At 69.3% G+C, this 12,476-nt stretch carries 3 protein-coding genes; all 3 read right to left on the bottom strand.

Going from position 1 to position 12,476, the window contains the following annotated elements; all coding sequences use genetic code 11:
- Positions 1 to 89: 89 nt before the first annotated feature.
- Complete coding sequence (locus tag ACEN8G_RS14865) at positions 90 to 1,046, bottom strand: FecR family protein (RefSeq protein WP_413740610.1); 957 nt, start codon at positions 1,044 to 1,046, stop codon at positions 90 to 92.
- Positions 1,043 to 1,597 carry an RNA polymerase sigma factor gene (locus ACEN8G_RS14860; RefSeq protein WP_413414202.1) on the bottom strand — a complete coding sequence of 185 codons (555 nt, stop codon included), beginning with the start codon at positions 1,595 to 1,597 and terminating at the stop codon, positions 1,043 to 1,045. The genes ACEN8G_RS14865 and ACEN8G_RS14860 overlap by 4 nt, the downstream gene beginning before the upstream one ends.
- Before the next feature lie 371 nt (positions 1,598 to 1,968).
- Complete coding sequence (locus ACEN8G_RS14855) at positions 1,969 to 12,267, bottom strand: autotransporter-associated beta strand repeat-containing protein (RefSeq protein ID WP_413740609.1); 10,299 nt, start codon at positions 12,265 to 12,267, stop codon at positions 1,969 to 1,971.
- Positions 12,268 to 12,476 lie beyond the last annotated feature (209 nt).

Raw genomic sequence — 12,476 nt, 5'->3', positions numbered from 1 at the left:
CCCCCTCACAATGCCCATGCTATCCCTCTCCCTTGCGGGCTTTTTCGCCCGTCATCCCACAAGAGTCGGCGGGGACATTTTTCCTTTTTCTATTTTCGCGGCCGGCCGACGCGGATCTCGTTCGGGTCGCTCAGGTCGATCGGCACGCCGAGGCTCTCATGGACCGCCATCGCGAAGCCCTCGAGGTCGTCGGTGCGCAGTGTGCCGTCAAAGCTCTCCTTGCCGATGTTCGGATCGACGATGACGAGCTGGCGGTGATTATAGCGGTTGAACTCGGCCGCGGCGTCAGCGAGCGACACGCCGGCAAGATCGATCTTGCCTTCCCGCCAGGCGAGCGCGCGATAGACCGAGGTCGCACTGGCCGGGCTGCGCAGCACCGCGGCATTGTCGGCGACGAATGCATGTTCGCCGGCCGCGATGCGGATGTGCGGTGCCGTGGCGTCTTCCGCCCAGGCCTCTACCACGCCTTCGGTCACGAAGATGTCGGCGCCCGCTTCGCGCCGCCGCACGGCGAAGGCCGTGCCCACCGCCTGCACGCGGATCCGCCCGGCTTCCACCAGGAAGGGGCGCTTCGCATCCTTGGCGACCTGGAACCACAATTCGCCCTGCCGGATCCGGACGAGCCGGCGCGCCTTTTCCAGGTCAACCGTCGCCTGGCTCGCGGTGTTGATCACCATGGTCGATCCGTCGGCGAGCGGCACGCGGCGGATCTCGCCGACTTCGGTGCCGTAGCGTGCGCCCTGGCCGATCAGGAACGCGCTCCCCGCGACCGATGCGGCGAGCGCCGCGCCGCCGCCGATCAGGAAGCGCCGCCTGCCGGGCTGGGCGACGCGGCCGTCCGCATCGTCGTCGTTGGAAGCCGTCGCCAGTTCGTCGAGCGTCGCCCAGGCCGCCTGCGCCTGGAGCAGCGCGCCCTGCCGCCGGGGATCGACGTCGAGCCAGCGCGCAAGCTCGGCCTCGTCCGCCTCGCTCCATTCGGCGCCGTCCATCCGCGCCACCCAGCGCGCGGCCTCGTCCTGAATCTCGCGGGCGCTCTGGTGCGTCATGACCGGCGCCCCGCATCGATGCGCGGCTTGCCGGTCTGCGTGCCGTTCAGCCACGCAGTCACCCGGCTGTCCTCGTCGCGCCAGATCCGCAGGATCGTCTGGACGCCGTGATAGACGTCATTCTCGACCACGCTTTCGGTCACGCCGACGCGCCTGGCGATCTCCTTCTGGGAAATGCCCTCGATCTTGCGCATCTCGACGATGCGGCGGCAGCGCTCGGGAAGTCCCGCCATGATCGCGCGCAGCCGGGCATAGTCGAGCCGACCCGCCGCCTCGCGTTCGGGCGAGGGGCTGTCGTCGATCGCATAGGTTTCGATCTCGGCGATCATGTCGATCGACACGATCCGGCTGCGCTTGATCCGCTGCAGCAGGAGATTGCGGACGATCGAGAAGAAATAGGCGCCGGGCCGCGTGATATGATCGACCGTGTCGAGCGCGGCGAGGCGGCAATAGGCTTCCTGAACGATGTCATCGATGTCCTCCTCCGAGACACGGGCACGGGCAAGCCAAGCCCGTACTGTGCCCTCGTACGGGATCACCGTTTCTGCCACCCAGATCGCCCTCAGGCGGCGGCGCTCGAAGTTCGCCCCCTTCTTCGTCGGATCTCTCCTGGTCTTCGTTCTTCTCGTGCGGATTCTGTTGTCCGCACCTTCAGATACCTGACCGGCGAATTTCCTTATTGCAACGGGTCGTCCGCCCGACCGGCCCGTTACGGACCGGTTCGTGCGAGGGGGCATGCAGCATCCAGGTGCAGCGGGTGGTTTAGCTGCTCCCCGGCGAAAGCCGGGTCCAGGGTTTCTCTGCCGTATCGCTTGTGACCCTGGGCCCCGGCTTTCGCCGGGGAACTGAAAAGCTGAATATCGATACGCTCCGGGGGGCGAGCGCCGCCATGCCGACGGCTGGCTCGCGCCCCCTTTCCGGATCAGAACTTCAGGCTCAGCGTCGCCCGGCCGCCATGCTCGCGCACCCCGCTGCCCAGCATGCCGCTATATCCGATGCGCAGGTCGAGCCTGTCGCTGAGGTCGACGATGAGGTTGAGGTTCGCCGCCGCCGCGAAACGGTCGATCTCCGCCGAGCGGACGGTGAACGCCTGGTCCGCCGCCGCGGTCAGAGCGATGAGCGGATTGGCGGCGCGGTCGCCAAAGGCGGTGCGCAGGCCGACATTGCCGCCCAGCCGCACGCCGCCGGTGTCGCCGCCGGCCAGCGGGACCTCGCCGCGCAGGCCCAGCTCGGCAATGCCCAGCACGCTCTTCTGGTCGCGCACGATGAGCGCAACCGGGCCGCTGGTCTCGGCGAAGCGGCCGAACCGCACCCGGCTGACGCTGCCGGCCAGATAGGGCTCGACAAAGCCGTGCGCGCCGGTCTCGATCCGGTAGCTCAGTTCGGCAAGGGTCTGGAGCATCACGCCCTGCACCTTGCCGCGCTCGCTGGCGGTGAAGCCCGGCACGACGATCTGGCGCCGGGCCTTGAGGTCGAGCAGCGCGAGCGAGGCGCCGGCGCGGAAGCGCCAGCCGTTGATCGCGGCGCCCGCATAGAAGCCGCCGCCGGTCCGGTCGATCGTGGCGCGGCTGCCGCGTGCGGTGGCCGGCACGGTGATGCGCGTATAATGGCCCATCACGCCGGCGCGCCACGAGCCGTCCTCGGTCGCCGCGCCCGCGTCCATGCCCAGGATCATGCCGGTGCGCTCGACGTCATAGCCGGCGGCGTTGCCGTCGCTGTCCACGCTGCCCCAGCTGCCGATCACCTGGCCCCAGCCGCCATTGCCCGAGAGCCCGGCATCGGCCGCCGCGGCCAGCCGGCCGATCACCGCTTCGCGCACGATGCGCTCGTCCTCCAGCGCAGCGCGGGTGGCGTCGGCATAGATTTCGCCCGAAAGCTGGTCGAGCGCCGCCGGGATCGCGGCGGGGGCGAGGCTGTAGAGGGCGCTCAGCGGCGTCGGGTCGTAGTTGCCGCTCATCACCGCGGTATCGAGGCGGGTGATCGTGCTCAGCTGGTTGTAGCTGAGCGGAACCCCGGTGCCGAGGACCGCAGAGAGCTGGTTCGGCGCGAGGAACAGCTGAACCTCGTTGGCGGTGTAGATAATCTTCGGCCGGAAGGCGAGGCCGAAGCTGTTGAGCCCGCTGACGGTGAAGGTCCCGCTCACCCCGGCATCGGCGTGGAGCAGCACGAAGCTGCTGTTCATCGCATAATTGCCGCCCAGGTTGAGGATCTGCAGCGTGCCGTTCAACTGCGCGCTGCCGCTCGCCTGGATCCGGTCGGCGCCGCTGGCCTGGACCTCGGCCGCGAATAGCGAGCCGGCCTGGAACAGCACATTGCCGGCGACATTCAGCGTGCCGACGCTGTTGCCCGGTGCGATCGTTGCGCCGCTCTGCACGACGAGCCCGCCCACCGTGCCGGTGCCGCCCAGCGTCGCGCCGTTGCTCACGGTGACGACCGAGCGCGAGAGCAGGCCGTTGATCGCCAGCCGCCCGGCAAGCACGCTGGTCGCGCCGGTGAAGGCCGAGCTGTCACCGGTGAAGCTCAGATTGCCCGTGCCGCTCTTCTCGAGCAGGCCTGCGCCCGACAGGCTGCCGGCATAGGTGCCGGCGCCGGACTGGGCGAACTCCAGGGCAGCGTCGATCCGGATCGCGCCCTGCAGCGAGGCGGTGTCGCCGCGCAGCCTGCCGGCGGCGGCGATCGTGCCGCCGCCATAGCTGTTGGCGCCGGTCAGCGTGGTGGTGCCGCTGCCCGCCTGGACGAAGCCGCCGCTGCCCGTCATCGCGTTGGCGAAGGTCACCGCGTCGCTGCGGTTGAGGATCAGCACGCCATTGTTGGCGATCGCGCCCGAGAGCGAGCCGGTGGTGCCGCCCGCGCCGATCTGGAGCGTGCCGCCTGCGATCGTCGTCCCGCCGGTCGGGGTGGTCGTGCCGGTCAGCACCAGCGTGCCGGTCCCGGCCTTGGTCAGCGTGCCCGCGCCCGAGATCGTGCCGGCGAAGGACGAGTTGCCGTTGCCCGCGCCCACGCTCAGCGCGCCGCCGCCCAGGGTGATCGTGCCCGATCCGGTGAGCGTGCCGAGCGACACGCCGAAGCCGGCCAGGTCGAAGGTACCCGTGGCGACCTGCTGGAGCGCCGCGACCGTGGCGGTGCCGCTGAAGGTCACCGCGCCATTGTTGACGATGCCGGTGCCGACCGTGCCGGCCAGCGTCGCGGTGCCGTTGTTGGCCAGCCCGCCGGCGAGCGTGCCAGTGCTGGTCAGCGTCGCGTCGTTCTGCACCGCGCCGGTCACGGTGCCGGCATTGGTGAAGACCGCCTGGTTGACCACCCCGCCGGCGAGCGAGCCGCCCGCCAGCAGGTCGAGCTGCCCGGCCGCGACCGTGGTCGTGCCGGCATAGCTGTTCGCCCCGCCCAGGCTGAGTGTGCCCGTACCGGTCTTGGTCAGCCCGCCCGCGCCCGAGATGGCCGCAGCGATCGTCGCCGATACGCCGCCCGAGACGTCGATCACCGAGAAGCCGCCCGTCGTCGCCAGCCCGTCCGCCGCGGTCGCGCCAGCGATCACATAGTCGCTGGTGGTGAAGCGCAGCTCCTGGAACGCCTGGGTGCCCTGCACGGTGACGTTGCCGCCGGCACCGCCGCCGAACACCGCGACCTGCCCGCGCCAGGCATCGTTGACGCCATAGCCGGTCGGGGCGGTCCAGTTGGTGCCGCCCGTGCTCCAGATGCCTGCGCCGCCGTCGCCGCCGGTCGCGGTCGAGGCGCCGGTCAGGTCGCTGCCGTCCCAATACTGGATCGCCTGGGGGCTGCTGGCGAACAGGATGTTCACTTGGCCTGCGATGTTGGTGAGCAGGGTGGGGGTATAGCCCGCCGGCAGCGCGCCGAGCGCCAGTCCGTTGTCGGTCAGCGTCCCGCCATAGTTGAACAGCCGGTAATAGCCCTCGCCGAAGCTCGGCTGGGCGAGGACGTTGAGCGTGCCGTCCAGCGTCAGGTTGCCGCCGATATTGACCAGGTCGTTATTGGCCCCGCCGACCGTGCCGGCCTCGCCCAGCTCGAAATTGAGGATCGTCCCCGCGCCGAGCGTCAGGCTGCCGCCGATGTTGAGCGTGCCGGGGCTGTTGCCCGGATTGAGCGCGGCATTGCCCACGGTCACGTCGCCGTGGAAGGTGCCGCTGCCCGCCAGCGTGCCGCCGTTCAGCGTCAGGTTGGCGGCGTTGTTCGCCACGTCGCCGAACGCGCCGTTGATCACCAGCTTGCCGGCATCGACGGTCACCGCGCCGGTGAAGTCCGTGCCGCTGCCGTTCGAGCCGGTCAGCGTGACCGAGGCGCCCGCCGCCGTGTCCACCACGATCGAGCCGCTGCCCGAGATCACCCCGGCATAGCTGTAGTTGGTCGCATTGGCGAAGGTCAGCGACGAAGGGATCGGGTTCGCCTCGAACACCGTATCGCCGGTGCCGAGCGTGCCGCCCGCGCCGACGGTCAGCGCCACGCCGCCGCCGATCCGCGTATCGCCATAGCTGTTGGCTGCGGCCAAAGTGAAGGCAGTGGACCCGCCGCCCGACAGGCCGAACCGCACCGTGCCGCCGCTGATCGCGCCGCCAAAGGTCGTGTTCGCGCCGTCCACGCCCTGCAGCGTCACCGTGCCGGTGCCCTGGATGGCATTGGCCAGCGTGATCGCGGTTACGCCCTGGAGGTTGCGCAGGAAGGTGCCGGCGCCCAGCGTCACCGCGCCGCTGCCCAGCGCCTGGCCCTTGTCGAAGCCGAGCGCGCCGCCCTGCACGTCGACCGTGCCCGAGAACGACCCGTTCGTCCCGGTCAGCACCAGCAGGCCGCTGCCCGTCTTGACCAGCGCGCCATTGCCCTGGATCGTGTTGGCGAAGGTCCGGTCGAGCGCGCCGTCGAAGCCCAGCGCCGCATTGTTGGTGACGGTCCCCGCGCCGATCGCACCGCCTTCGCCCAGCACGAGTATCCCGCCGCTGATCAGCGTGGTGCCGCTGTAGTCGCTGGCGCCGTTCAGCCGCAGCTCGCCAATGCCCGTCTTGGTCAGCCCGCCACTGCCGGTGACCACGCCGTCGAAGGTGGAGTAGGCGGCATTGTTCACCGTCAGCCGGGCCGTGCCCAGCTGGACCGTGCCCCCATTGCCGTTGAGCGCGCCGATCGCCGTGTCGAAGTCCGCGAGATCGAGCAGCGTTCCGGAGGAACCGAAATAGTTGGTGATGCCGGTCACCGCGCCGCTGAGCGTGATCGTGGCGCCCACCTGCTGGTTGGAGAGCTCGCCATTGACCTGGTTGGCGATCGTCGCCGTGCCGAAATTGCCGAGCGCACCGTTGATGATGCCCGTGCTGGTGAAGCTGCTGAAGGTCTGGACACTGCCGTTGATCACGCCGTGGTTGACCGCGGTGCCGCCGAGCGACTGCAGCCCGCTCATCGTCCCGTAATTGTCGAAGCTGCCGAAATTCTGGGTCTGGCCGTTGATCACGCCGGTGGCCGCGTTGACCACCGTGCCGAAGGTCTGGAAGGTAACGAAGGCGGTGATCGTGCCGCTGTTCTCGATCATAGAGAAGTTCTGGATCAGGTCGGCGCTCAGGCTGCCGGTGCCGGTGATCTCCAGCGTGCCGGCATTGACCTGGGCGAAGGACTTCAACGCTCCCCCGCCATTGCCCAGCGCGATGCTGCCGGCCAGGCTAAGCGTGCCGTTGCCGTTCTTGGTGAAGGTCGATTCGCTGCCATCGGCGCCCGTGACCGTGCCGCCGAACAGCGTCGATATATTGTTGTAGCCGGTGTCGAGCCGGCCGCCGCCCAGCGTAATGGCGCCCGCACCCGCGATCGAGCCGATCTGGGTCTGGAAGCCGTCGAGGTCGAAGGTCGCGCCGGCCTGGACGTTGAGCGCCGACTGGTTCGCGATCGCGTTGTTGATCCCCAGCCGCAGCGTGCCCGCCGCCACATCGGTGGCGCCGCTATAGGTGTTGGCGGCGGAGAGGATCAGCGTGCCCGCGCCGGTCTTGTTCAGGCCCGCGCCGCCCTGGATGACCACGCCGATATCGGCGGTGATGCCGCTCGCGACGTCGATGATCGAGAAGCCGCCGGTGGTGTTCAGCCGCGCGCTGGCATCCGACGGGCTCAGCACATAGCCGTCGGTCTCGAAGCGCAGCTCCTCGAAAGCCTGGGTGCCCTCGACGGTGACGGTGCCGCCGGCCGCGCCGGCGAACACGCCGACCTGGCTCTTCCAGCTGTCGTTGATCGCGTAGCCGGTCGGCCCGGTCCAGTTGGTGTTCGCGGCGTGCCAGGTGCCCGATCCGCCATTGCCGCCGGCCGCTGCGCTGGCGCCGGCATCGCTGCCATCCCAATATTGCACCGCCTGCGCGCCGCCCAGGCGCACATTCACCTGGCCGTTGATGTTGGTCAGCACCGTCGCGTCGAGGCCGCCGGCGATCGAGCCGATCAGCAGCTCGTTGTCGGTCAGCGTGCCGCCATAGTTGAACAGCCGGTAATAGCCGGGGCCATAGCCCGCGCCCCAGGCGATGGTGTTGAGCGTGCCGTCGAGCGTCAGGTTGCCGCCCACCGTGACCAGGTCGTTGTTCGCCCCGCCCGGCGTGCCGGGCTCGCCCAGCTCGAAGTTGAGGATCGTGCCCGCGCCGAGCGTCAAATTGCCGGCGATGACCAGCGTGCCCGGGCTGTTGCCGGGGTTGAGCTGGGTATTGCCCAGCTCGACACTGCCATGGAAGACGCCGCTGCCGCCCAGCGACGGTGCGGTGCCGCCGCAGAAGCAGCTGTCGTCGACCAGCAGCGTCGCGCTGTTGTTGACCACGTCGCCGAAGCTGCCGTTGATCACCAGCCGGCCGCTGAGCACTTCCACCGCGCCGGTGAAATTCTCGGTGGCGCTGTTCGAGCCGGTCAGCGTGACCGAGGCGTTGGAATCGGTCTCGACGCTGACGATGCCCGCGCCGATGATCTTGCCGCCATAGCTGTAGTCGGTGTCGTTCTGGAAGACGAGCGCGGCGGGCGTGGTCGGGTCCGAAGGCGCTGCGTCGAAGGTGACGTCACCGGTGCCCAGCGTGCCGTCATAGACGATCAGCGCGACATTGGGGCCGATCCGCGTCGCGCCATAGCTGTTTGCGCCGTTGAGCCGGAAGATGCTCCCCGCGAACGGTGCCGAGAGGCTGGTGGTGAAATGCACATCGCCGCCGCTGATCGCGCCGTTCAGGTCGGTGTTATTGCCGCCGCCGTCGAAGGTCGCCGCGCCGCCCAGCGCGACCTGGATCTCGTTGTCGATGTCGAGGCGGGTGCAGCCGCAGGCCGCGTTGAGCAGGGTGGTGCCGTTCGCCAGCTTGATCAGGCCGGTGCCGCCCGCATAGTCGCTGCCCAGGCCGAGCGTGCCGGCGGTGACGTTGATCCCGCCGGCGCCCAGGCCTTCCTCGAACGTGTCGTCGATCAGCAGCGTGCCCGATCCGGTCTTGGTCAGCGCGCCCTGGAAGTCGATCGAGCCGAGCAGCTCGAAGGTGAAGTTGCCGGTGTCGATCGTGCCGCCGCCCGACAGGATCGTCATGTCGCCGGCATAGGCGTTCTTGATCGCCTTCAGCGTCGCGCCATTGTCGATATCGACCATCTGGCTGGCGCCGAGCCCGAATTCGCCCACCGCCAGCGTGCCGGCCTGGACCGAGATCGCGCCGACATAGGGGCCGGACAGGCCATTGAGGTTGTCCCCGTTCAGCGTCAGCGTGCCCGCGCCGAGCTTGGTGATCAGGCCGTCGCCGGCGATCTGGTCCGCGACGACAAGGTCGTCCGAGCGGTTGAAGACCAGCGTGCCGCCGCCGATGACGATGTCGCCGGTGCCGAGCGTGCCGGTGGTGCCGCCATCGCCCACCTGGATCGTGCCCGTGGGGTTGAGGATCAGCGTGCCGCCGGAATAGCTGTTGCTGGCGGTGAGGATCAGCGTGCCGGTGCCGAACTGGCCGAGCAGCCCGCTACCGCCTACCGCGGTGGCCAGCGTGACGCTGTCCGACCGGTCGAAGGCGAGCATGCCGTCGGTGGTGATCGTGCCTGTGCCGAGCGTGCCGGCGGTGCCGCCATCGCCGACTATCAGCGTCGCGCCCAGGCCCACCGCCGTGTTGCCATAGCTGTTGGTGCCGGCCAGCCTGGTGGTGCCGCCGCCATAGCTGTCGGCGAAGATCAGGTTGCCGCCGGTGATGTTGCCGCCCAACACCGTCTCATAGCCGTCGGCGTCGATCGTAGCGGTGCCGCCCAGCGCGATCTGGATCGCATTGGTCAGCGTCAGCGGGGCGCAGCCGCACGAGGCGTTGAGCAGGGTGGTGGCGTCGGCCAGCTTGATCGTGCCGGTGCCCGCCGCGGTATCGCTGCCCAGCGCCAGCGTGCCGGCGACGACGTTGATGCCGCCGGCGCCGGTGCCCGCGTCGTTTTCGTCGCGCAGTTCCAGCGTGCCCGATCCGGTCTTGGTCAGCTCGCCCTGGTAGTCGACGGCGCCGGACACGGTGAAGCGGTAGGTGTCGGTATCGATCGTGCCGCCATTGGCCAGGATGGTCACGCCGCCATCATGATCGACGTCCTCGAGCAGCCGGACCGCCGCGCCATTGTCGATCGCGATCAGCGGGCTGAAGCTCAGTCCCTGCTGGTTGAAGGCCAGCGTGCCGCCCGTGACCAGCGTGGTCCCGTCATAGGCGTTGACGGCGGTGATGTTCAGCGTGCCGCTACCGATCTTCTCGAATCCGAAGCCGCTGGCGATCCCCGTGATCGCACCGCTCTGCGTTGCGACATCGGTGCCCAACACTTCGAGTTGCATCGCGTTCGAGGCGAGCAGGATGGTCGGGGCATTGTCGACGCCGTCGGCGAAGCTGATCACCGAACTGGCCGGGCCTACCGTACCGATGGTATTGTTCGAGGCGCCCGCCGCACCGGTCTCGCCGATCACCAGCTTGCCGTTCACCGCGATGGTGCCGGTCAGCGCGTTGTTGCCGAACAGGCTCAGCGTGCTGCCGCTGGCGACCGTGATCTCTAGGTCCGACGCGATCGCGCCGCCGGTGCTGCCGAACACCGCGCTTTCGCCGGCGATCGTGGTCAGGGCTCCGGTGCCCGACGATTCGATCGTCCCGGTGCCGGTGACGCCAAGCGCCTGGCCGAGCGACAGGTCGTAGTTCCCGATATCGAGCGTGCCGCCGCCCAGCACGATGTCCGCGCCGGCGAGCGCGTTCGCGTTGCTCTGCAACAGGGTGCCGTCGTTGATCGTGATCGTGCCGGTGAAGCTGTTGCTGCCAGCCAGCGTCAGGGTGCCGCTGCCGGCCTTGGTCAGCCCGCTGCCCGAGAGCGCGCTCATCAGCAGCACGTTGTTGCCGTTGGTGTCGAAGACACCGCCGGCGCTGCCGATCGGGTCCAGGCGCGCGGAGATGTCGGTCGAGTTGCCGGCCGCCCATTGCAGCCCGCCGCCGTTCAGCGTGATGTTGCCGCTGCCGAAATTGCCGCTGCCGGTGAAGCGGATCAGGCCCGCGAAGATCTGCGTGCCGCCGGTATAGCTGTTGGCGCCGGTCAGCTCGAGCACCCCCAGGCCGCCTTGCACCACCGACCCGTCCCCGTCGATCGCGTTCGACACGCTGAACGAGTCGGCGCGGGCGAAGACCAGGCTGGTGTTGCTACCGATGGTGACGTTGCCGGTACCCAGCGTGCCGCTGGCCGCAGTGAAGCCGCCGGCACCGATCTGCAGCGTGCCGCCATTGACGATCGTGGTGCCGCTATAATCATTGTCGCTGCTGAGGATCAGCGTGTTGCCGCCGACCTTGAGGATGTTCTGCGAGCCGGTGATCGTGCCGGCGAAATCGCCGCCATAGATCAGGGTCGTGGCGCCGTCGTTCTGCAGCGTGCCGGCGCCTTCCAGGTTCTGGAGCGTCGTGACGGGCTGCACGCCGTTGATGTCGAGCGTCGCGCCTGCGTCGATCTGCACGGAAGTGAAATTGGCGAGCGACAAGCTCATGAAGCCGGTCCCGGCCCGGAAGATTCCGCCGCCGAAGATGGCCTGCTTCGGCGGGCCGCCGCTCACCGATCCGGTGGAGAAGGAAGCGATGATCGTGCCGGTGTCGGCGGCGCTGCCGAACCGGACCTCGGTATCCCCGCCATAGTTCAGCGTGCCGGTAAGTGTCAGCGTCGTGCCCGTCGCCGCGGCCAGCGTGCCGGTCGCGCCGTCGTTCCAGAAGAGATTGTTGCCCAGCGCGCCGTCGAAGTTGGTGCGAAGCGTGCCCGCATTCAATTCGATCGGGCCGCCGCTGATGCTCGCGGGATCGTCGATCTGCAGCGTGCCGCCGTTCAGGGCCGTGGAGCCGGAATAGCTGTTGGTGCCGGTCAGGATCAGCGTGCCGGCGCCCGTCTTGGCGATCGATCCGGCGCCGGAGATCACGTTCCCCAGCGTCTCGGTGCCGCCCACGTCGAAGCTGAGGCTGCTGCCGCTGTCGAGCTGGATGCCGCCGGTGATGCTCCATCCGGCGAGCAGGCCGAGGGTGTTGCTGCCGCCGGTGAAGTGCAGCGCATAGCCGCGCGTCACGCCGTCGCCGCCCGTGCCGCCGGCGATGCTGCCGGCAGTCTCGATCGTGATGTCCGCGCCGCGGATGCCGGTCCCGCCCGCGCCGCCGGCCCCGGCCAGGCCGCCGCCGTTCGAGCCCGCGCCGCCCAGGCCGCCGGCGCCGCCGGTGATCGAGCCCGACGACAGGTTGGTGATCACCGCGCCGGCGCTGGCGATGATGCCCGTACCGCCGTCGCCGCCCGCGCCGCCATTGGCGGGGCCGCCCGAGAAGAACGTCGCGCCGGCGGCTCCGCCATTGCCGCCATTGCCGCCGGTCACGGTCGCGCCGTTGGTCAGCAGCCCGGTCAGGACGATGCCGTTGCCGCCGCTGCCGCCACCGCCGCCGCCGGTGCTGTAATTGCCGGCCTGTCCGTTGCCGCCATTGCCGCCATTGCCGCCGATCGGCGTGGCCAGGGAGCCGTTGGCGCCACCACCGCCGCCGCCGCCGGGCCCGCCGCTATTGACGTTGCCATCGGCGCCGTCCCCGCCGGGGTCGGTACCGGCGGCGCCACCCGTCGTCTGGCAGGCGGCGACGGGGATGATCGAGCAGGTTGCCGTGCCGCCCGGCTGGCCGGCTCCGCCGCCTGCACCGCCGCCGCCGAAACCGCCGGAACCACCCGCGCCGCCTTGCTGGGCGAAGGCCGGGGTCGCGATCAGCAGCGCGGCCAGGCCGCCGCTCAGGGCAGTCACCGAGCGGATCGACCGCCTGGTTTTGCGCGCCCGCTTCCCGGCAGCGCTGAAGATTGCGAACGACTCGGTATTGCTCGGCATATTGGTTCCCCCCGGAAAACCCGAGAACCGAGTGCGAAATGAAGTCAATATACCATATGGGGGGTGCAGTGGGGCGGGTGGGGTGTCCCAGTGCTGAATTTCGGCAAGAATTTTTCCTAAGTCATTGC

This window comes from Sphingomonas sp. Sphisp66, assembly GCF_047324325.1.
Taxonomy (GTDB): Bacteria; Pseudomonadota; Alphaproteobacteria; order Sphingomonadales; family Sphingomonadaceae; genus Sphingomonas.
The sequence above is the reverse complement of the archived record's forward strand: the minus strand, read 5'-3'. Positions and strand labels throughout refer to the sequence as shown.

Excerpts from the sequence above, each read along its gene's own strand:
- ACEN8G_RS14865 (WP_413740610.1), bottom strand. The coding sequence starts at position 1,046 with ATGACGCACCAGAGCGCCCGCGAGATTCAGGACGAGGCCGCGCGCTGG.